General features: G+C 59.2%; 15 protein-coding genes and 1 pseudogene. 12 read left to right on the plus strand and 4 right to left on the minus strand.

Going from position 1 to position 22,382, the window contains the following annotated elements; genetic code table 11:
• Positions 1 to 90 precede the first annotated feature (90 nt).
• The 4 genes from ccoP to ccoN are packed head-to-tail and all read right to left on the minus strand — an operon-like array spanning position 91 to position 3,327.
• Positions 91 to 1,080 carry a cytochrome-c oxidase, cbb3-type subunit III gene (ccoP, locus tag E5E96_RS18220; protein ID WP_011706147.1) on the minus strand — a complete coding sequence of 330 codons (990 nt, stop codon included), beginning with the start codon at positions 1,078 to 1,080 and terminating at the stop codon, positions 91 to 93.
• Positions 1,080 to 1,259, minus strand: coding sequence for a CcoQ/FixQ family Cbb3-type cytochrome c oxidase assembly chaperone (locus E5E96_RS18225; RefSeq protein WP_005300779.1), 180 nt, complete (start codon positions 1,257 to 1,259; stop codon positions 1,080 to 1,082). The genes ccoP and E5E96_RS18225 overlap by 1 nt, the downstream gene beginning before the upstream one ends.
• A gap of 12 nt (positions 1,260 to 1,271) precedes the next feature.
• The gene (ccoO, locus tag E5E96_RS18230) at positions 1,272 to 1,886 is read right to left on the minus strand and encodes a cytochrome-c oxidase, cbb3-type subunit II (protein WP_005300783.1); all 615 of its coding nucleotides are present in this window, start codon (positions 1,884 to 1,886) and stop codon (positions 1,272 to 1,274) included.
• A gap of 16 nt (positions 1,887 to 1,902) precedes the next feature.
• The gene (gene ccoN, locus E5E96_RS18235; protein ID WP_016350679.1) at positions 1,903 to 3,327 is read right to left on the minus strand and encodes a cytochrome-c oxidase, cbb3-type subunit I; all 1,425 of its coding nucleotides are present in this window, start codon (positions 3,325 to 3,327) and stop codon (positions 1,903 to 1,905) included.
• 283 nt (positions 3,328 to 3,610) lie between these two features.
• Between ccoN and E5E96_RS18240 the strand changes: the two genes are divergently transcribed.
• The 12 genes and pseudogenes from E5E96_RS18240 to E5E96_RS18295 all read left to right on the plus strand — a co-directional run bounded on the left by E5E96_RS18240 (position 3,611) and on the right by E5E96_RS18295 (position 22,381).
• A complete protein-coding gene (locus tag E5E96_RS18240; RefSeq protein ID WP_171282774.1) occupies positions 3,611 to 4,069 on the plus strand; it encodes a hypothetical protein in 459 nt (152 codons plus the stop codon).
• A gap of 109 nt (positions 4,070 to 4,178) precedes the next feature.
• A complete protein-coding gene (locus E5E96_RS18245) occupies positions 4,179 to 4,637 on the plus strand; it encodes a GAF domain-containing protein (RefSeq protein ID WP_011706144.1) in 459 nt (152 codons plus the stop codon).
• Positions 4,638 to 4,738: 101 nt separating this feature from the next.
• Positions 4,739 to 5,377: an RNA chaperone ProQ gene (gene proQ / locus E5E96_RS18250; RefSeq protein WP_017410055.1), complete on the plus strand. Its 639-nt coding sequence runs from the start codon at positions 4,739 to 4,741 to the stop codon at positions 5,375 to 5,377.
• Positions 5,378 to 5,385: 8 nt separating this feature from the next.
• Positions 5,386 to 7,401: a carboxy terminal-processing peptidase gene (prc, locus tag E5E96_RS18255; RefSeq protein WP_171282775.1), complete on the plus strand. Its 2,016-nt coding sequence runs from the start codon at positions 5,386 to 5,388 to the stop codon at positions 7,399 to 7,401.
• Between the two features lie 134 nt (positions 7,402 to 7,535).
• Entirely contained in the window at positions 7,536 to 10,160 is a 2,625-nt protein-coding gene (gene pepN, locus E5E96_RS18260; protein WP_171282776.1) for an aminopeptidase N, read from the plus strand.
• Between the two features lie 72 nt (positions 10,161 to 10,232).
• Entirely contained in the window at positions 10,233 to 10,454 is a 222-nt protein-coding gene (locus E5E96_RS18265) for a DUF2835 domain-containing protein (RefSeq protein WP_171282777.1), read from the plus strand.
• 278 nt (positions 10,455 to 10,732) lie between these two features.
• Positions 10,733 to 15,592, plus strand: a complete 4,860-nt coding sequence (locus E5E96_RS18270) for an NAD-glutamate dehydrogenase (RefSeq protein ID WP_171282778.1) — start codon at positions 10,733 to 10,735, stop codon at positions 15,590 to 15,592.
• A 76-nt stretch (positions 15,593 to 15,668) separates the two neighbouring features.
• A complete protein-coding gene (pyrD, locus tag E5E96_RS18275; protein ID WP_101149101.1) occupies positions 15,669 to 16,679 on the plus strand; it encodes a quinone-dependent dihydroorotate dehydrogenase in 1,011 nt (336 codons plus the stop codon).
• Between the two features lie 87 nt (positions 16,680 to 16,766).
• Positions 16,767 to 17,303: a cell division protein ZapC gene (locus tag E5E96_RS18280; RefSeq protein ID WP_171282779.1), complete on the plus strand. Its 537-nt coding sequence runs from the start codon at positions 16,767 to 16,769 to the stop codon at positions 17,301 to 17,303.
• Between the two features lie 680 nt (positions 17,304 to 17,983).
• Positions 17,984 to 20,154, plus strand: a pseudogene (gene rlmKL / locus E5E96_RS18285) (bifunctional 23S rRNA (guanine(2069)-N(7))-methyltransferase RlmK/23S rRNA (guanine(2445)-N(2))-methyltransferase RlmL).
• Positions 20,154 to 20,384 (plus strand): glutaredoxin family protein, encoded by a 231-nt coding sequence (locus E5E96_RS18290; RefSeq protein ID WP_011706136.1) that lies wholly within the window; start codon positions 20,154 to 20,156, stop codon positions 20,382 to 20,384. The pseudogene rlmKL and the gene E5E96_RS18290 overlap by 1 nt, the downstream one beginning before the upstream one ends.
• A gap of 74 nt (positions 20,385 to 20,458) precedes the next feature.
• On the plus strand, positions 20,459 to 22,381 hold the full coding sequence (locus E5E96_RS18295) for an ABC transporter ATP-binding protein (RefSeq protein WP_139750250.1): 1,923 nt from the start codon (positions 20,459 to 20,461) through the stop codon (positions 22,379 to 22,381).
• The last annotated feature ends 1 nt before the right edge of the window (position 22,382 follow it).

The raw sequence follows: 22,382 nt of genomic DNA on the forward strand, positions 1-22,382 counted from the left end.
ACGAAACAGAGGAATTTCAGTCAACACAAGATAACAAAAAGCCTCGAAGAGTCGAGGCTTTTTGCTGAGTAATCACGTGTTTATCACATGTTACTGCTTATTTTGCTGGTCGTTGTGGGACAAGCTGTAAACATAGGAGGCGAGCAGGTGCACCTTGTCTTCACCCAGAATATCCTTCCAGGCCGGCATCACGCCGTGACGACCGTGGGTGATGGTCTGCTCGACCACCTGACGGGAACCGCCATAGAGCCAGGTGTTGTTGGTGAGATCAGGCGCCCCGAAGGCGATGCCGCCCTTGGCGTCCGGACCGTGACAGGCGGCGCAGATGGTGAAGCGCGCTTCACCCTTCTTGGCTTCCACCATGTCCACCTTGCGACCGGAGAGGCTCAGCACGTAGGAGGCCACTTCCTTGACCCCGTCCTTGCCGAGGATCTCGCCCCAGGCTGCCATCACGCCCTGACGACCGCCCATGATGGTGGTCTTGATCTGGTCGGGCGCGCCGCCCCATTGCCATTCGCTGTCGGTCAGGTTCGGGAAACCGCGACCACCGCGGGCGTCGGAGCCGTGGCACTGGGAGCAGTTTTGCAGGAACAGACGCTGACCCACCTTGCGGGCTTCCGGATCGGCGGCGATCTCTTCGATGGCACGATAGGTCTTGCCATCGGCCTGATAGGCCAGTTCGCGGAACTTGGCGCCGTAGATCTCGTCGGCCTTGATGAGCTCGCGATCGTACTCCACCGCGCGCCCTTCAGCCTTGGCGGAGGCCGCCGCAGCCTTGGACTCGGCCAGCGAGCGTACGTCCTGGTTGGAGCTCTGCCAGCCCAGTACGCCCTTGAAGTTGCCAAGGCCCGGGAAGGCAATCAGATAGACCAGACCGGTGACGATGAAGAAGAGGAACATGTAGGTCCACCACTTCGGCAGCGGGTTGTTGATCTCTTCGATGCCGTCGAAGGCGTGTCCCATGGACTTGCCCTCTTCCACCCCCATCTTGTCGCGCAGGCACCAGACCAGCAGCAAGAAGCAGCCAAGGATGGTCCCCAGACTGATGACGGTGACAAAAATGCTAAACAAAGTGCTCATTATTGTTTCGCTCCTGCGTTCTTGTTATCAGCACTGGGTTGCTCGTCGTCGGCAAAAACCAGATTGGCAGCCTCGTCGAAGGAGGTCTTGCGGCGCTTGCTGTAGGCCCAGACGATGATGCCGATCATGATGGCCATCAACAGCAGGGTATACAGGCCGCGAAATGTGCCGTAATCCATATCCTGACTCCTTTATTTCAGGGCATGACCCAGAGATTGCAGATAGGCTACCAGCGCATCCAGCTCGGTCTTGCCCTTCACGGCCTCACCGGCCCCCTGAATGTCGGCATCCGTGTAGGGTACGCCGAAGTGATCACGGAACAGGGCCAGCTTCTTGCCAGTCAGTTCACCGGTCAGCACGTTGGTGTCGAGCCAAGGGAAGGCGGGCATGTTGGACTCGGGCACCACGTCGCGCGGGTTGATCAGGTGAGCACGGTGCCAGTCGTCGGAATAACGACCGCCGACCCGGGCCAGATCCGGACCGGTACGCTTGGAGCCCCACAGGAAGGGGTGCTCCCACACGCTCTCACCGGCGACCGAGTAGTGGCCGTAACGCTCGGTTTCGGCGCGGAACGGACGGATCATCTGGCTGTGGCAGACGGTGCAGCCTTCGCGGATGAAGATGTCGCGCCCTTCCATTTGCAGAGCGGTATAGGGCTTGAGGCCCTCGACCGGCTCAGTGGTCTGCTTCTGGAAGAACAGCGGGGTGATTTCGACCAGGCCCCCCAGGCTGATGGCAAATATGATGCCGACCACCAGCATGGGAACGCTCTTTTCAAAGATCTCGTGACGGTTATTGTTGCTCATGCTTTGACCTCTTCAATCATGCTGGCTGTGCGACAGGTTCCAGGGAACCTTTGGGCGCAGTGATGGTGCGATAGGCGTTGTAGGCCATCAGCAACATGCCGGTGACAAAGAAGCAGCCACCCAGGAAGCGCACGAAGTAGAAGGGATAAGAGGCCTGCAGCGCTTCTACGAAGCTGTAGGTCAGGGTGCCGTCGTCGTTGACCGCACGCCACATCAGACCCTGCATCACCCCGGAAATCCACATGGCGACGATGTAGAGCACGGTGCCCACGGTAGCCAGCCAGAAGTGGACGTTGATGAGCTTGATGCTGTACATGCGGCCCTGGCCGAACAGGTTCGGGATCAGGTGGTACACGGCACCGATGGAGACCATGGCAACCCAGCCCAGTGCGCCGGAGTGGACGTGACCGATGGTCCAGTCGGTGTAGTGGGAGAGGGCGTTGACGGTCTTGATCGCCATCATCGGGCCTTCGAAGGTGGACATGCCGTAGAACGACAGGGACACGATCAGGAAGCGCAGGATGGGGTCGTAACGCAGTTTGTGCCAGGCACCGGAGAGGGTCATGATGCCGTTGATCATGCCGCCCCAGGAGGGCACGAACAGGATCAGGGACATCACCATGCCCAGCGACTGGGCCCAGTCAGGCAGTGCGGTATAGTGCAGGTGGTGCGGACCGGCCCAGATGTAGAGGGAGATCAGCGCCCAGAAGTGAACGATGGAGAGACGGTAGGAGTAGACCGGACGACCCGCCTGCTTGGGCACGAAGTAATACATCATGCCGAGGAAGCCGGCGGTCAGCAGGAAGCCTACCGCGTTGTGGCCATACCACCACTGCACCATGGCATCCATGGCGCCGGAGTACATGGAGTAGGACTTCATGCCGGAGAGCGGCACTTCCATGTTGTTGACGATGTGCAGCACGGCCACCGTGATGATGAAGGCACCAAAGAACCAGTTCGCCACATAGATGTGGGAGGTGGTGCGCTTGACCAGGGTGCCGAAGAAGACCACGGCATAGGCGACCCAGACGATGGTGATGGCGATATCAATCGGCCATTCTAGCTCTGCGTACTCCTTGGAGGTGGTGTATCCCAGCGGCAGCGAAATGGCGGCCGACAGGATGATCGCCTGCCAGCCCCAGAACACGAAGGAGGCAAGCTTGCCGCCGAACAGTCGGGTTTGACAGGTGCGTTGCACCACATAGAAGGAGGTCGCCATCAGGGCGCTACAACCAAACGCGAAGATGACCGCGTTGGTGTGCAGAGGGCGAAGGCGACTGTAAGTCAGCCAGGGAGTATCAAAGTTGAGGGCAGGCCAGATCAACTGGGCTGCGATCAGTACGCCAACCGACATGCCGACAATTCCCCAGACAATCGTCATGATGGTGAACTGGCGAACAACGGTGTAGTTGTACTCAGGATGGTTAGTTGTATGGCTCATCGTTGTATTCCGCTTCCGATGCTGCTGTTGTTTGATTTTGTGTCCAGTGACGTGGACCGACTTCATTGGCTACTGCCTTTTCTCTTGTTAACAACTGTTAATGAAAGGAAAAGCAAAAAGTAGCTAAATGAAAATTCAATGGGAATGATACTGAACTGACAGGTAAAATAACAGTATAAACAGTGATATATTTGGCTCCGTTGGGTCTCGCCTGTTCAATTATTTACCTTGCGCGAGATCACGAAAATGTCATTTTTCAGACATCTTACAAGGCTGTTTTTTCATGAAAGAGAGACTCACTTCACGCAAAATTGCCCATTTGGCGATCGTCTTGGCCATTTTGCTCGGATTGGTTGCCTATCGAACCTGGTTCGGCAATGTGCAGACGGCGGTGGCGGGATCAGAAAAAGATCAGATTTGTGATCTGTCCCACACCAGCTGCAACACCCGGCTGGGTGACAAGCCGTTGACCGTTCGCCTTGCCTCGCTGCCGGTGCAGGCCGAACGTGACTTTGTGATACAGCTTCAGGGCGGCGATCCGGCCGTGACGCCGGTGAAGGCGTGGCTGGAGGGGCGGGACATGTTCATGGGGACCATTCCGGTCAACTTTGAGGCCACCGAGCAGGGCTGGCAGGGGACTACGCTGGTGGGATCCTGCACCTCGCCGCTGATGGTCTGGCTGCTCAATATCGAGTGGAGCAATGGCCAGCGCCAGCAACTGGCGCTCTCCGTCGCCCGCTAAATGCCTCGCCTGATTGAAGAAAGGATGGGGGAGAGGTGAAAATTGATTTGAATTTTTCAGGCGGGGCGTTACCTTGCACTGATTGTCAGGGAGTGAAGTTCATTTAATCATGATTGAAAAACAAGCATTTTATCGCACCCTCAACCAGCAGGCCCAGGCATTGCTGGAAGGGGAGCCGGATCTCATCGCCAACCTGGCCAACCTGTCTGCACTGCTCAACCAGGAGCTGGCCGACATCAACTGGGTCGGCTTTTACCTGTTGCAGGGTGAGACCCTGGTGCTCGGCCCGTTCCAGGGCAAGCCGGCCTGCGTGCGCATTCCGGTCGGGCGCGGGGTGTGTGGTACGGCGGTGGCCGAGGGCAAGACCCAGCTCATCGACGACGTGCACCAGTTTGAAGGTCATATCGCCTGCGACGGTGCCAGCAATGCCGAAATCGTGATCCCACTGCGGCGTGGTGGCGAGATCATTGGCGTACTGGATATCGATAGTCCAATCTTTAACCGTTTTGATGCGCAAGACCGGATTGGACTGGAAGAAACGGTGCAAATTTTGGAAAGCATGCTCTAAGTCATTGCTTGATGGTTCGCAAAAGGCCCCAAGCTCTCTATAATGGGGCCTTTGTTGTGCTCGGGTGTGCCCGCGCGTTTATATGAAAGCCAAGGTTATACATGGAAAACACTGAGAAGCTGAAGAACAGTAAAGAGATCGTTGCCTACCTGGTCGAGAAATTCCCGGCCTGCTTCATCGCTGAAGGAGAGGCCAAGCCGCTCAAGATTGGCATCTTCCAGGATTTGGCCGAGCGTCTTGCTGACGACGCCAGAGTCTCCAAGACCATGCTGCGTTCTGCTCTGCGTCAATACACCTCCAGCTGGCGTTACCTGCATGGCCTCAAGGCTGGTCAGGCCCGTGTCGATCTGGACGGCAATCCGGGCGAGCTGCTCACCGAAGAGCACATCGAGCACGCCAAGCAAGCCCTCAAAGAGAGCAAAGAGCGTGTCTTTGCCAGCCGTCGTACCAACACCAAAGAAGAGAAGGCCAAGCAGCCACGTCGTCCTGCCCCGCGCAAGGCCGATGCTGCCGCCAAATCCGACAAGCCGAAAGCCGCTCCCAAGGCTGCTCCCGCTGCTGTCGAAGCCCCGCTGGTCAAAGTGGATGCCGCTACCCTGAAAGTGGATCAGGGCGTCCGGGTTGTGCTGGGCAAGTCTCCGGTGCCGGCCACCATCAAGGAAGTGACCAAGGATGACGTTCAGGTTCAATTGCAGACCGGCATGATGCTGCGGGTCAAATTCGAGCACCTGGTTCTCTAAGGAGACAAATGTTGAAGCATGGCGTAATTCGTTTTTCCCTCGTTGCCTGTAGCCTGGCGCTTGCCGGGCTTGCACAGGCCATCGAGCCGGTGCTCAAGGAAAGTGATTTGCCTGTGTTGGCTCAGGAGAGCCAACATGCTACGGCTAGCAAGCGAATTGCCAATCTGTTTACCCGCTCGCATTACAAGCAGTTCAAGCTGGACGATGCCTTTTCCTCCGTGATCTTTGACAAGTATCTGGAGAATCTGGACTACAGCCGCAACCTGTTTCTGGCCTCTGATATCAGCCGCTTTGAAAAGTACCGTACCGGTTTTGACACCGACCTCGAGAGAGGACGGCTGGCTCCGGCTTACGAGATGTTCAACCTGAGTCAGCAGCGGCGTTATGAGCGGTTCGAATACGCCCTCAAACTGCTCGATACTCCTTTCGATTTTACCCAGCCCGACAACTACATCTTTGATCGGGAAGGGGCGGCCTGGCCGAAAGACGAAGCCGAACTCAACGAGTTGTGGCGCCAGCGGGTCAAGTTCGATGCCCTGAGCCTCAAGCTCAGCGGCAAGGAGTGGCCCGAGATCAAGGAACTGCTTGGCAAGCGTTACAACAACGCCATCAAGCGGATGTCCCAGACCGAGAGCGAGGACGTGTTCCAGCTCTTCATGAACTCCTTCGCCCGCGCCATCGAACCGCACACCAGTTATCTGTCTCCGCGCAGCGCCGATCGTTTCAACACCGAGATGAACCTCTCGCTGGAGGGAATTGGTGCCGTGCTGCAGGCCGAGGATGACTTCACCGTCATTCGTTCCCTGGTGCCCGGTGGTCCGGCTGCCAAGTCCAACCACCTCAAGCCCGATGACAAGATCGTCGGGGTAGGGCAGGACGACGGCAAGATTGTCGATGTGATCGGCTGGCGTCTCGATGACGTGGTCGAACTCATCAAGGGACCAAAGGGCAGCAAGGTGAAGCTGGAGATCCAGCGTGGCAAGGGCGCCGCCGCCAAGACCGAGCAGATCGAGCTGGTGCGTGACAAGGTGCGTCTGGAAGACAGAGCCGCCAAGTCGAAGGTGATCACCGCCGAAGGCAAGAAGATCGGGGTGCTTGAGATCCCGAGTTTCTACGTCAACCTGCACGATGACGTGATCAAGGAGCTCTCCAGCCTCAACAAGCAGAAGATCGATGGCCTCATCGTCGATCTGCGTGGCAACGGCGGCGGCGCACTGACCGAAGCCTCTGCCCTGAGCGGCCTGTTCTTTGCCAGCGGTCCCGTGGTGCAGATCCGGGATCATATGGGCCGCATCACCGTCAACGGTGATGACGACGGCAACGTCTACTACGGCGGCCCCATGTCGGTGATGATCGACCGATACAGCGCCTCGGCCTCCGAGATCTTTGCTGCCGCCATGCAAGATTACGGCCGTGCCCTGATCCTCGGCGAGAACTCGTTCGGCAAGGGCACGGTGCAGCAGCATCGCAGCCTCGCCAAGGTGTACGACTTCTACGAGCAGCCGCTCGGTCACGTGCAGTACACCATCGCCAAGTTCTACCGGATCAACGGTGGCAGCACCCAGAACAAGGGCGTCGCCCCGGACATCAGCTTCCCGACCGCGGTGGCGCCGGAAGAGACGGGCGAGAGCCGCGAGTTCAACGCCTTGCCGTGGGACAAGATTGCATCGGCTAAGTACGACAAGCTCGGCAACTTCGCCAGCCTGCTGCCCAAGCTGCAGTCTGCCCATGAGGCGCGGATCAACAAGGATCCGGAGTTTGCCTACGTGATGCAGGACATTGCCGACTACAAGGAGGAGAAAGACAAGAAGTCGGTCTCCCTCAACGAGGCGGAGCGTCTGGCGGATCAAGCCAAGCAGGATGAGAAGGCTCTCAAGCGTACCAATGAGCGCCTTGCCCGTCTCGGCAAGCCGGCGGTGAAGAGTCTGGATGAACTGCCTGCCGATTTCGAGACCCCCGACGAGTATCTGGTCGAGGCTGCCAACATCACGGCGGACCTGGCCAAACTCAGCAAACGCAGCTGATCATCGGCGAGTCAATTAATCAACAAGGGCGACTGAGGTCGCCCTTTCTTTTGCCTGAATGCAAACTATTTGACCCTGCCAACCGGTTGTGACAGCCTCTGACACGTCAATTACAAGCGTGGAAGCAAACAATAATGACCGATCACTCCCAGGCCATGACGGCCAAATATCGCCAGGATTACCGGGCTCCGCTCTACTGGATCGACAGCATCGATCTCGACTTTCAACTGCAGGAGCCGCTGACCCAGGTGACCGCCATCTCCCGTCTGCGGCGCAATGGCGAGCACAATGAACCGCTGGTGCTGGATGGGGAGGGTCTCTCCCTGCACAGCGTCAGCGTGGACGGGGTGCCCTTCACCCAGTACGAGCAGGGCGAGAGCGGCCTGACCCTGTTCAACCTGCCGGCCGAGTGCGTGCTGACCATCGTGACCCTGCTGGATCCGGCCGCCAACACCGCGCTGGAAGGGCTCTACAAGTCCGGCGACGCCTACTGCACCCAGTGTGAGGCAGAAGGGTTCCGACGCATCACCTATTACCTGGACCGGCCCGATATTCTGGCCCGTTACAGCACCCGCATCACCGCCGACAAATCCCAGTTCCCTTTCCTGCTCTCCAACGGCAACAAGGTCGACAGCGGCGATCTGGGTGACGGCCGCCACTTCGTGCAGTGGCAGGATCCCTTCCCCAAACCGAGCTACCTGTTTGCCCTGGTGGCCGGGGACTTCGACGTGGAGCGGGGTAGCTACGCTACCCGTAGTGGCCGCAAGGTGGCCCTCGAGATCTTCGTCGACAAGGGCAACCTGGATCGCGCCGGTTTCGCCATGGAGAGCCTCATCAACTCCATGCGCTGGGACGAGCAGCGCTTCGGCCTCGAGTACGACCTCGACATCTATATGATCGTGGCGGTGGACTTCTTCAACATGGGCGCCATGGAGAACAAGGGGCTCAACATCTTCAACTCCAAGTTCGTGCTGGCCAACCCGGCTACCGCCACTGACAGCGACTACCACGGCATCGAGCGGGTGATCGGCCACGAATACTTCCACAACTGGACCGGCAACCGGGTCACCTGCCGCGACTGGTTCCAGCTCAGCCTGAAAGAGGGGCTGACCGTATTCCGGGATCAGGAGTTCTCCTCCGATCTGGGCTCGCGCGGGGTCAATCGCATCAACAACGTGCGCACCGTGCGCGGCCCGCAGTTTGCCGAAGATGCCGGCCCCATGGCCCACCCCATCCGCCCGGATGTGGTGATCGAGATGAACAACTTCTACACCCTGACCGTCTACGAGAAGGGCTCGGAAGTGATCCGCATGCTGCACACCCTGCTGGGTGAGGCCGCCTTCCAGGCCGGCATGCGCCTCTATTTCGAGCGCTTTGACGGTCAGGCCGTCACCTGTGATGACTTCGTGCAGGCGATGGAAGATGCCTCCGGGGTGGATCTCGGCCGCTTCCGCCGCTGGTACAGCCAGTCCGGCACTCCCGAGCTCACTGTGACCGACGAGTACGATGCCGAAAGCGGCGTCTATCGTCTGCACGTGAGCCAGCACACCCCGCCGACCCAGGATCAGCCGCAAAAACTGCCGCTGCATATTCCGCTCGACATCGAACTCTATGATGAGCAAGGGGCCGTCATTCCGTTGCAGTATCAGGGCAAGGCCATCGGCAACGTGCTGGACGTGCTGGAAGCGGAGCAAACCTTCGTCTTCGATCGGGTGGCGGTCAAGCCGGTGCCCTCCCTGCTGCGGGACTTCTCGGCACCGGTCAAGCTGCATTTTGACTACAGCGACGAAGCGCTGGCCTTCCTGATGCGCCATGCCCGCAACGAGTTTGCTCGCTGGGATGCAGCGCAAATGCTGATCAACAAGGCGGTCATCGACGGCGTGGCCCGGGTGCAGCACGGGCAGGGGGTTGAGCTCTCCCAGACCCTGCTGGCGGCCTTTGTCGCCATTCTGGATGACGGCGAGCTGGATCCGGCCCTCAAGGCGGAGATCCTGGCGCTGCCGGGTGAGGCGACCCTGGCCGAGCTGTTCGAGGTGGCCGACATCGATGCCATCCATCAGGTGCGCAACGAGATCCACACCTCGCTGGCTCACGCCTTCGGTGCCCGTCTGACGAGCAGCTACGAGGCGCTGCGCCTGCCGGCTTATCAGGTGGTGCACGCCGATATGGCCAAGCGGGCGCTCAAGGGGGTCGTGCTGGGCTATCTGGCGGCGCTCGACGCCGGCAGTGCCGATCTGCTGGTACGCCAGCAATATGCCACCGCCGACAACATGACCGATACCCTGGCGGCGCTGCAGGTGGCCAACAGCCATCTGCTGCCGTGCCGCTCCGAGCTGCTGGCCGATTTCGAAGGCAAGTGGGCCAAGGACGGGCTGGTGCTGGACAACTGGTTGCGACTGGTGGGCTCCAAGCCGGCGGAAGACGTGTTGGAAGAGGTGAAGCAGGCGATGGTGCATCCCACCTTCAGCATCCGCAACCCGAACCGGCTGCGGGCGCTGGTGGCCAGTTTTGCCATGAACAACCAGGTGCAGTTCCATGCGCGCGATGGTCGCGGCTACCGCTTCCTGACCGATCTCTTGATCGAGCTCAACGAGGTCAATCCGCAGGTTGCCTCCCGCCTCATCACCCCGCTCATCCAGTTCAAGCGGTTCGATGAGGGGCGCAAGGCGCTGATCCGCACCGAGCTGACCCGTCTGGCCAACCTCGAGGGGCTGGCACGGGATCTGTTCGAGAAAGTGAGCAAGGCACTGCAGCAGTAAACCCGACGGGGTGGGGGAGCCATCTCCCACCCTTTCAACACCCGGGCCGTTTATCAGACCAGAGGAGTCATCGTGAAGCAGTTTACCTTTCGCCTGTCCCTGAGCCACGACGAGGTCATGCTGATGTATCAGGGCCAGGCCAAACGGCTGGTGGTACGCAGCGAGCAGGGGCTGACCCTGGAGCTGGGCATAGAGAAAATCCGGCCTTTCGTCGCCATCAGCGGGGTACATGGCTATTTTCGCCTCAAAACCCAGGACGATTATCGCTTTATCAGCCTAGAACGCATAAATTAACAAAACTTGAACATATTTCCGCGCAATTCACTGCTTTAAGTCACTATCTATCCGGTAAATCCGTAACCATCCAGTGGGATTTTCTGTTTTTTGCCAGAACGGCAAAATATTTCACAGCTTAAGGCGTGATCTGACCCTTGTTTTTAACAACTCATTATCACCTTTGCTCGCCTTCCTTGATCCAAGACATTACACTTCGCAGCAACTCTGTACCGGTGGGCATCCAGGGTGGATGTCTCTGTGTCGGTGGTTAATGTCGTCCGATAAGGAATATAGAAATGGCATTGAAAGACGCCCCTACCTCAGTTCTGCTCGAAAACGTTCTCAGCCTGATCCATCAGAAGTTGCCCAAGAAGAGTGCCTCCCTGGTCGAGTGCTTCGTCGCCAAGTTCTACGGCAACATGGCGAGCACCGATCTGCACGATCGCAATGACAGCGATCTCTATGGCGCCGCGCTCAGCCTGTGGAATGCGCTCAACCAGCGCACCAGCACAGAGCCCTATATCCGGGTCTACAATCCCGAGCTGACCCGCCATGGCTGGCAGTCTCCCCATACCATCGTCGAGATCATCTTGCAGGACTCTCCCTTCCTGGTGGACTCCATCCGCATGGCGCTCAAGCGCCGGGGCATCACGGCGCACATGATGTTGCACCAGCCGCTGCACCTCATTCGCGGCAACGAGGGCAAGATCAGCGCCATTCTGGATCTCGACAACAGCGCCGAACAGACCTCGGTCGAAACCGCCTTCCTTATCGAGATCGATCACCTCACCAGCGAGGAGCAGATGGAAGGGTTGACCGCCGAGCTCAACTCCGTGGCCGGTGAAGTGGCCCTGGCGGTCGGTGACTGGCAGCCGATGCTGGCGCGCCTGAACGAGATCATCGACGAGCTGCCCAAGCGCAAGAACCCGGTCGGTCAGGCTGAAGTGGACTCCTGCGTTGCCTTTCTCAAGTGGGTAGCGGCCCATAACTTCACCCTGATGGGCTATCGTCGCTACGACGTCAAGGCGGTGGAGGGGGATCACGAGATCCTGCCCCAGGCCGACTCCAGCCTGGGTCTGATGAAGAACTCCATCAAGGAAGTGGGGCAACGCCTTGGCAACATGCCGGCCAGTGCCCGTCACGCGGCGCTGAGTTCTGACCTGCTGATCCTCACCAAGTCCAACAGCAAGTCGCGGGTGCATCGCCCGGCGTATGTGGACTACATCGGCATCAAGCGCTTCGACGAGCACGGCAAGGTGGTGGGAGAGGATCGCTTCATCGGCCTTTATGCCTCCTCCATCTACAACACCAGCGCGACCCAGATCCCGCTCATCAGTCACCGTCTCGAGCACATCATGGCCGCTTCCGGTCACGAGAAGGGCTCCCACGCCTACAAGGCGCTGCTGAACGTACTGGAAACCTACCCGCGTGACGAGCTGATCCAGGCCCGTGAAGAGGAGCTGCTGGCCACCGGTCTTGGCGTGCTGGAGATGCAGGAGCGCGACATGCTGCGCCTGTTCGTGCGCCGCGATGTGTACGGCCGCTTCTTCTCCTGCATGGTCTATGTCACCAAGGAGCGCTACAACACGGCGCTGCGGGTCAAGACCCAGCAGATCCTGCAAAAGTATTTTGGCAGCAGCGAAGAGGTGGAGTTCAACGTCTACTTCACCGAGGGCGTGCTGGCACGGACCCACTACATAGTGCGGGTCAACAACAACAACGTGGATGTGGATGTGAACGAAGTACAGAACAACCTGATTGAAGCGGCCCGCAGCTGGGATGATCGCCTCGACTCCGTGCTGCTCTCTCACTACGGTGAAGCCCGTGGCAACGAACTGCGCCGCCGTTTCAGCACCGCCTTCCCCCGTGCCTACAAGGAAGACGTGCTGCCGGGTTCCGCTGTGGCCGACATCATGGAGCTGGACAACCTGAGCGAAGCCAATCCGCTCGGCATGCTGTTCTACCGCGCCCAGGAGGAGGAGAACGATCGTCGGGTCCGCCTCAAACTGTTCCACCGCACCGAACCCATCCACCTCTCCGATGTGCTGCCCATGCTGGAAAACATGGGACTGCGCGTCATCGGCGAAACCCCGTATCAGGTGCGCACCCCGGCGGGCGACATCTTCTGGATCCTCGACTTCTCCATGTTGCTGCATGGCGAGCAGCCGTTCGATCTGGAGCAGAGCCAGCAGCGCTTCCAGCAGGCTTTCGCAGCCATCTGGAACAAGCAGCTGGAAGATGATGGCTTCAACCGCCTGGTGCTGGGAGCCGGCCTTACCGGTCGTCAGGTCTCGGTGCTGCGCGCCTATGCCAAATACATGCGTCAGACCGGCGTCTCCTTCAGCCAGTCCTATATCGAAGAGACCCTGACTCGCTACCCGGATATCGCCCAGCTGCTGTTCACCCTGTTCGAACAGCGCCTGGACCCGGCCGGCAAGCAGGACGCCAAGGTGCCATCGCAAGATGCCAAGGCATCCGCCAAGCTGCACGAGCAGCTCGCCGCCAAGCTGGATCAGGTCGCCAACCTGGATGACGACCGCATCATCCGCCGCTATGTGGAGATGATCGACGCCACCCTGCGCACCAACTACTACCAGCTGGACAAAGCGGGCAACATCAAGCCCTACATCTCCTTCAAGCTGGCCCCCTCCAGCATCACCGACATGCCGCTGCCGCTGCCCAAGTTCGAGATCTTCGTCTACTCGCCGCGGGTGGAAGGGGTGCACCTGCGCTGGGGCAAGGTGGCCCGTGGCGGTCTGCGCTGGTCTGATCGCAAGGAGGACTTCCGTACCGAAGTTCTGGGTCTGGTAAAAGCCCAGCAGGTGAAGAACACCGTCATCGTCCCGGTCGGCGCCAAGGGCGGCTTCTACTGCAAACAGATGCCGGCAGGCGCCCCCCGTGCCGTCATCCAGGAAGAGGGCAAGGCCTGCTATCGCCTGTTTATCCGCGGCCTGCTCGATGTGACCGACAACATCATCGGCGGCGAGGTGATCCCGCCGAAATCCGTGGTGCGTCACGACGAGGATGATTACTACCTGGTAGTGGCCGCCGACAAGGGCACCGCGACCTTCTCCGACATCGCCAACGAAATAAGCCTCGAATACGGCCACTGGCTGGGCGACGCGTTCGCCTCCGGCGGCTCGGTCGGCTATGACCACAAGAAGATGGGCATCACCGCCCGCGGCGCCTGGGAATCGGTCAAGCGGCATTTTCGCGAGATCGGCGTCAACTGCCAGACCACCGACTTCACCTGCGTCGGCATCGGCGACATGGCGGGGGACGTGTTCGGCAACGGCATGCTGCTCTCCGAGCACACTCAGCTGGTGGGCGCCTTCAACCACATGCACATCTTCATCGACCCGACCCCCAATGCGGACAAGAGCTTCGTCGAGCGCAAGCGGCTGTTCGAGCTGCCCGGCTCCAGCTGGGATGACTACAACCGGGAGCTGATCTCCCAAGGGGGCGGCATCTTCCTGCGCTCGGCCAAGTCCATCAAGCTGAGCCCCGAGATCCAGACCCTGCTCGGCACCGACAAGGCCAGCATGGCGCCGAACGAGCTGATCAAGGCGCTGCTCTGCCTGAACGTCGATCTGCTGTGGAACGGCGGCATCGGCACCTATGTGAAGAGTTCCCGCGAGAGCGACGCCGAAGTGGGCGATCGCAGCAACGACGTGCTGCGGGTCAATGGCCGCGATCTGCGGGCCCGCATCGTGGGTGAGGGCGGCAACCTCGGCTTTACCCAGCTGGGCCGGGTGGAGTACGCCAGCCAGGGTGGTCGCATCAACACCGACTTCACCGACAACGTGGGCGGGGTGGATTGCTCCGACAACGAGGTGAACATCAAGATCCTGCTGAACCAGCTGGTGGCGGCCGGTGACCTGACCCTCAAGCAGCGCAACCAGATGCTCTATGAGATGACCGACGACGTGGCGCAGATTGTCATCACCAACGCCTATCGCCAGTCCCAGTCCATCTCGGTGACCAGTTTCCGTGGTGCCGAGCAGCTCAAGGAGCAGCAGCGTTTCATCCAGGGGCTGGAGCGGGAAGGCAAGCTGGACCGTGCCCTGGAGTTCCTGCCCTCCGACGAGGAGCTCTCCGAGCGGATGGCGGCGGGGCAGGGGCTGACCCGACCCGAACTGGCGGTGCTGGTGGCCTACGGCAAGATGGTACTCAAAGAGCAGCTCAACTGCCCGGAAGTGACCGACGAGCCGTTCCTCGCCAACATGCTGGTGACCAGCTTCCCGGCCAAGCTGCAGCAGCAGTTCGGGGCGGCACTGGCCCAGCATCCGCTGCGCGGCGAGATCATCGCGACCCGGGTGGCCAACATGCTGGTCAACGACATGGGGCTCAACTTCGCCAGCCGGATGAAGGACGAGACCGGTGCCTCGGTGGCGGAAGTGGCCTGCTGTTTCGCCATGGCGCGCGAGGTATTCGGCCTCAACCAGCTGTGGCGTGACATCGAAGGGTGCGACAACCTGGTGGGGGCAGAGACCCAGCTCGAACTGATGTTCTACAGCCGCCGCATCGTGCGCCGCGCCACCCGCTGGTTCCTGCGTGCCCGCAATCGCAGCTGGAGCATCAGCGAGAACATCGCCTTCTTCCGCCCGGCCTTCGAGACGCTGGGTCAGCACCTCTACGAGGTGATGGACGAGAGCGAAGTGGCCGAACACCAGCAGGCGGTCGCAGCGTTGGTGGCTAAGCAAGTGCCGGCAGCCATCGCCCGTCAGGTGGCCCACATGAGCAGCCTCTTCTCCAGCCTGGATCTGGCGCAGATCGCCGCGGAGCACAAGACCGATATCCTGCGTGCCGCCAACGTCTACTATCGCCTCGGCGCCAAGCTGGACCTGCACTGGTTCCTCGACCAGATCAACCATCAACCGGTGGGCAACCACTGGCAGGCGATGGCGCGGGCCTCCTTCCGCGAAGATCTGGACTGGCAGCAGCGCAGCCTCACTTCCGTGGTGCTGGAAGGGTGCAAAGATCAGGGAGAATGCGCTACCATACTGGCCGACTGGATTTCGGAGCATGAGCAACTCTTGTCCCGTTGGACCCACATGTTGGCCGACTTCAAGACCACCAGTACCCATGAGTTCGCCAAGTTCTCGGTGGCCTTGCGGGAGTTGAACCTGCTCCAGTTGAATTGCCGAGCACTGTGATTGCCAGTTAAGGCATGACAGCGGTATCACACCCAAAGCCCCGGCCAGTTGCCGGGGCTTTTTTTAAGGAGCAAACATGCTGTACCCTCTCGCCAGGCATTTCCTGTTCAAGCTCAACCCGGAACAGGCGCACGATCTCTCCATCAAATATTTGCCCCGCCTTCTCGGTACGCCGCTTGATTGTTTCTTCCGCCACTCCTTGCCCAAACGCCCCGTCACTGTCATGGGGCTTTCTTTTGCCAATCCGGTGGGTCTGGCGGCCGGACTGGACAAGGATGGCGAGTGTATCGATGCCTTCGGGGCCATGGGATTCGGCTTTATCGAGGTCGGTACCGTCACCCCCAGACCCCAGAGCGGCAATGACAAGCCGCGTCTGTTCCGGGTGATTCCGGCAGAGGGGATCATCAACCGGATGGGCTTCAACAACAAAGGAGTTGACCACCTGGTTGCCCAGGTCAAGAAGGCCAAATATCAGGGGGTGATCGGCATCAATATCGGCAAGAACAAGGACACCCCCATCGAGCAGGGCAAGGATGATTATCTGATCTGCATGGACAAGGTGTATGACCATGCCGGTTATATTGCCGTCAATATCTCTTCCCCCAATACGCCGGGGTTGCGTTCTCTGCAATATGGCGATGCACTTGATGAACTGTTGGCCGCCCTCAAGGTTCGTCAGCAGGAGCTGGCCGCGCAATATAAGAAATACGTGCCACTGGCCGTTAAAATTGCGCCGGATTTGACCCCGGATGAAATTAATCAGGTGGCCGCATCCTTGATAAAGAATGGCATTGATGGGGTCATTGCCACCAATACCACCCTTGAGCGCGACATGATTTATGACATGCCCCATGCCGCTGAAGCGGGTGGCCTCAGCGGTCGTCCTTTGCAGCACAAGAGCACCGAAGTGATCCGCCAGCTGGCCAAGGCACTGGATGGTGCGCTGCCCATTATTGGCGTAGGTGGCATCGACAGTGCCATGGCGGCCCGCGAGAAGCTTGCTGCGGGTGCCAGTCTGGTCCAGATTTACAGCGGCTTTATTTATAAGGGGCCGGTTCTGGTCAAAGAGATTGTGACCCATATATAAGAAATAAATCGGTGCCCTTTATTTAAAGTTGCTGAAATTCTCGACATGGAATAAAGTCGAGTAACGACTTTCAGTAAGGGCACCTGCATGTGTATCCAACCCAATGACAATTGGCAGTGGCATTATGATGCTCATGATGATCGTCTGATGCTGGATTTATCTGATCGCATGATCTTCGCCACCGAATATAAAGGACGACAATTGGTGCCCAGCTCCTTCACCACCCAGCCTTTTTGCGTGGATGATGCAGCGCTCTATTATCAGCTGATGGACAGGGTTGCCGAACTGGAGTGGAGTGTACCGCACCAGGTTCAGCTGGTACTCAATGCCATCGCCGTCAGCCGCTTTTACAAACCCCTGATGCCACAAAGCTGGTTCTTTGGGGAAACCCACCCCGCCATTATTCCCGAAACCGGTGCGCTGGTGTGCATGGGCACCCCACACGGTAAAGGGGAGTTTCTGGTGATCGAAGCCGGTGATCAGGCCAGCGTCTGTTTGAACCTGACTGACGATCTGATATTGACCACCAGCAAGACACTGCCCCGTTTTGGCGTTATCAAGGTGATGAACAATCGTATGAGCCCAAGGCCGGTGGCACAGGCGCAATATCGCCAGGTGAGTTGAATCTCGGGTTATTTTATAGCAAGCCTTTATCCTCTCATTCGGTTCATCCTGATGAACACCTACTTGTATCCATTCTGTTCCTATCATTAGTCTTGATTATTTCAGGCGACTGCTTTTGTGCAAAAAACGCCCTCCGATCAATTTGATAAGAGGGCGGCAAACACACACTACAGGAGGAATAAGCGGTTGTATCAACAACACGGGGTTATTTTAAATCCTGTAGTTTCTCTTGAAACCTGATAGATGTGACAGTCGGACAATAGCGAGATGAACAGGGAGGGGAGGAAAAAATAGCCCTCCCGTTTACGGACGATAACGGGAGAGCCAAACACGGGGTTTACAGAAAGGACTTGCTCTGTCATGGGAATAATAACGAGTTGAGTCTTGTTTGACGCCTGTCAGATATGGCAGCGGGACAGCTCGTCTATTCCTGACCATGGCCATGTCATATATGGTTGCTGCCTCAGCAAGGTAATACCGTGCCAATGAGAGATGCCGGAGTGCAACAGGTGATTATTTGAACTTGTCGAGCGGCGGGTACGTTTTTTCTTCGTCAGATCCTTCCTGCGCGCATGCCTCGCCAGAGCGGCCAAAAGGTCGGAGGCGGCGCATGTCAGATACCCTCGGTTTATGTCGTGACTGGCAAGCTTTTGCTGCTCCGGATCGCGGCTTAAGGTATAATGCGGCACTATTTTTATGGGTTCCCCGTGAGCGTGATGAAAGAATTTTTTGCAACCTGCCCCAAAGGGCTGGAAAACCTGTTGGCCGTCGAGCTGACCAACCTGGGCGCAGAGCAGGTCCGTGAGACCGTGGCTGGCGTGCATTTCAAAGGCGAACTGGCCACTGGCTACAAGGCCTGTCTATGGAGCCGTTTCGCCTCCCGCATCGTGCTGGTGCTGTCCGAATTCCAGATGAATGACGACCTGGATCTCTATCTGGGTGCTCACACCATTCCCTGGGAAGAGCACTTCTCCGGTACTTCCACCATTGCGGTGGATTTTACCGGTACCAATCCGGCCATTCGCAATACCCAGTACGGTGCCCTGAAGATCAAGGATGCCATCGTCGATCGCTTTACCAAGCGCGGTCATGTGCGTCCTGACGTGGACAAGAAGTCGCCGGATATTCGCATCATGGCGCACCTGGGCAAGGGCAAGGCCAATATCACGCTGGACTTGTCAGGCCCCGCGCTGCACCAGCGTTTCTACCGTCAGGGCACCGGCGAGGCGCCGCTCAAAGAGAACCTGGCCGCTGCCATGATTGCCCGTAGCGGCTGGGCCGGCGAGCCCATGATGGACCCCATGTGTGGTTCCGGTACGCTGCTGGTGGAAGCCGCCTTTATCGCCGCGGACATGGCACCGGCCCTGCGCCGTGAGCGTTTCGGGTTCGATCGCTGGCTGCAGCACGATAGCGAGCTGTGGCAGAGCCTGCTGATGGAGGCTCAGGTACGGGCCAAGCGCGGCATGCAGCGCTGCGAGGTGAAGCTGTTTGGTTGTGATGCCGACAGCCGCGTGCTGCTCAAAGCCCGTGACAACGCCAAAGCCGCCGGCGTGGCCCATCTCATCACCTTCAAACAGGCCGATGTCACCGCGCTGGAAAACCCGCTGCCGATGCCGGCAGTGGAAGGGGAGGCCCGTCAGGTCGGCATGCTGATCTCCAACCCCCCTATGGCGAGCGTCTTGGCGAGTTCCCGGCCCTGCTGGAAGTGCATCAGGCCCTCGGCGATGCCCTGCGTCGCAGCTTCCAGGGCTGGAAAGTCTCCATTCTTTCCGCATCCCCCGAGCTCTTGAGCTGCCTGCGTCTGCGCGCCGACAAGCAATACCGCCTGTTCAACGGCGCCCTCGAGTGTCAGCTGCGCAACTACCAGATTGCACAGGACTCCGTTGCTTCCCAGAAAGAGGTGGCGCAGGACTTTGCCAACCGTCTGCGCAAGAATCTGAAGACCCTGGATAAGTGGGCACAGAAAGAGAACCTCGACTGCTATCGCCTCTATGACGCCGATCTGCCGGAATACAACGCCGCCATCGACCGTTATCAGGACTATCTGGTGGTGCAGGAGTACGCGGCGCCCAAGGACATTCCCGCCCAGAAGACCCGTCAGCGCCTGCTCGACATGGTACAGGCCGCCATCAAGGTGACCGGCATGGACGGCGAGAAGGTGATCCTGAAAGTGCGCGAGCGTCAGGAAGGCAAACAGCAGTATCAGAAGCTCTCCGAAGAGCAGCACCGGATGGAAGTGCAGGAGTACGGCGCCCGTCTGTGGGTCAACCTCTATGACTATCTCGACACCGGTCTGTTCCTCGACCACCGTCAGACCCGTCGCATGCTGGGTCAGATGGCCAAGGGCAAGCGCTTCCTGAACCTCTTTGCCTACACCGGCAGTGCCACCGTGCATGCTGGGTTGGGCGGTGCCAGCGAAACCACCACGGTGGACATGTCGCGCACCTACCTCAACTGGGCACAAGACAACATGCGCCTCAACTCGCTGGTGGGCCGAGAGCACAAGTTCGTGCAGGCCGACTGTCTGAAGTGGCTCTCCGAGGCGGACGAGCAGTACGACCTCATCTTCATCGATCCGCCCACCTTCTCCAACTCCAAGCGGATGGACGAGAGCTTCGACGTGCAGCGCGATCACCTGCTGCTGATGCAGCACCTGAAGCGGCTGCTGGCCGCGGGTGGCACCCTGGTGTTCTCCAACAACAAGCGCCACTTCAAGATGGATCTGGCCGGTCTCGAGGCCATCGGTCTCAAGGCCCAGAACATCACCGGCAAGACCCGACCCAAGGATTTCGAGCGCAACCAGCATATCCACAACTGCTGGATCATCACCCATGCGGAGGCCCAGGCCTGATGCTGACCCTGTTTCACACCGACGGCTGCCACCTGTGCGAACAGGCGTGGGCGCTGGTGGAGCAGGCCGGTCTTGCGGCCGACACTCGCCAGTGCGACATCATGGATGATGCGCAGTGGCTGGCAACCTATCGGGTCCGCATTCCGGTACTGCGCGATGAAGCGGGGCGTGAACTGGGTTGGCCCTTCACCCTGGCTGAGCTGCAAGCGTGGCTTGCCAGGCAGGGGTGAGCGGGCGATTTGACGATGAAACGGGGGGAGATCCAGTCTGCCACCCGTTTTTTCATTAGCAATAAGGAACAAGAATGGCTCTTTTGACATTGCACGGCGCGTCGTTGTCGTTCAGTGATTTTCCGCTGCTCGATCAGGCCGAGCTCACCATCGAGCGGGGCGAGCGCCTCTGTCTGGTGGGGCGCAACGGGGCGGGCAAGTCCACCCTGATGAAGGTCATCGCCGGCGAACTGCCGCTCGATGACGGCCGTCTGGTGCTGCAACAAGATTTGAAAGTGACCCGTCTCGAGCAGGATCCCCCCGCGTCGAGCGAACTCACCGTGTTTGACTACGCCGCCGAAGGGCTGGCCGGGGTAGGGGAGCTGCTCAAGCAGTATCACCATATCTCCATGGAACTGGCACACGATGCCTCCGATGCCAACATCCGCAAGATGAGCCAGCTGCAGGAGCAGCTCGACTACCAGAATGGCTGGCAGTTCGAGACTCGCATCAACCAGGTGCTGACCCTGCTGGGTCTGGATCCCGACGTGACCCTCGACAGCCTCTCCGGCGGCTGGCTGCGCAAGGTGGCACTGGCTCGCGCGCTGGCCTGCGATCCGGATCTGTTGCTGCTGGACGAGCCGACCAACCACCTGGACATCGATGCCATCAACTGGCTGGAAGAGTTCCTCAAGGATTTTCGCGGCGCCATCGTCTTCATCTCCCACGACCGGGAGTTCATCCACAAGCTGGCGACCCGGATCATCGATCTGGACCGTGGCGTGATCACCTCCTGGCCCGGCAACTATGACGAGTACCTGCAGGGGAAAGAGGAGTGGTTGCGGGTCGAGGAGCTCAAGAACGCCGAATTCGATCGCAAGCTGGCCCAGGAAGAGGTGTGGGTACGCCAGGGGATCAAGGCCCGTCGTACCCGCAATGAGGGGCGAGTGCGTGCCCTCAAGGCGATGCGGATGGAACGGACCCAGCGCCGTGAACTGCAGGGCAAGGCCAAGCTGCAGCTGGACGAGGCAAGCCGCTCCGGCAAGCTGGTATTTGAAAGTGAAGGCCTGGGGCTGGACTTTGGTGATCGCACCCTGTTCCAGGGGCTGGATCTGCAGGTGCTGCGCGGCGACAAGATTGCGCTGGTCGGCCCCAACGGCTGCGGCAAGTCGACGCTCATCAAGCTGCTGCTCGGCCAGTTGAGCCCAAGTCGTGGCACGGTCAAGGGGGGCACCAATCTGGAAGTGGCCTACTTCGATCAGTACCGCGAGCAGCTCGATCCCGAGAAGACGGTGGTGGACAATGTCGGGGAGGGCAAGCAGGAAGTGATGGTGCGCGGCCGCTCCCGCCACATTCTCGGTTACCTGCAGGACTTCCTGTTTGAGCCAAAACGGGCACGCACTCCGGTGAAAGCCTTGTCAGGGGGCGAAAAAAACCGTTTACTGTTGGCCAAATTGTTCTTGAAGCCCAGTAATTTACTGATCCTCGATGAACCAACCAACGACCTGGATGTCGAAACGCTGGAATTGCTGGAAGAGCTGCTGGCGGACTACCCCGGCACCCTGTTGCTGGTGAGCCACGATCGTCGTTTCATCGACAATACCGTGACCGGTTGCTGGTTGTTTGAAGGGGATGGGCAGATCAGCGATTATGTGGGCGGTTACGCCGACATGATGGCCACCCGTGCTCAACAACAGGCACAGCAGTCTGCGCAACACGTCGCCAAACAGGTGCAGAGCAAAACGCCAGAGCCTGTCGTGGCGCCGGCGCCTGCTGCCACAAAAGCCAAAAAGCTCTCTTACAAGTTGCAGCTGGAGCTGGATAATCTACCGGCTCGACTGGAACAGCTGGAGGCAGAGCTGGATGCCCTGCAGACCGAGATCAACCACCCCGGTTTCTTCTCCCTGCCGAGCGACCAGACTCAAGCCAAACTGGATGCCCTGAATGCAGCAGAGGCTGCATTGGAACAAGCCTTCTCCCGTTGGGAGGAGTTGGAAGCGTTGAAACATCAGGACTAAG

It is taken from the genome of Aeromonas sp. 1805 (genome assembly GCF_013085525.1).
GTDB lineage: Bacteria > Pseudomonadota > Gammaproteobacteria > Enterobacterales > Aeromonadaceae > Aeromonas > Aeromonas hydrophila.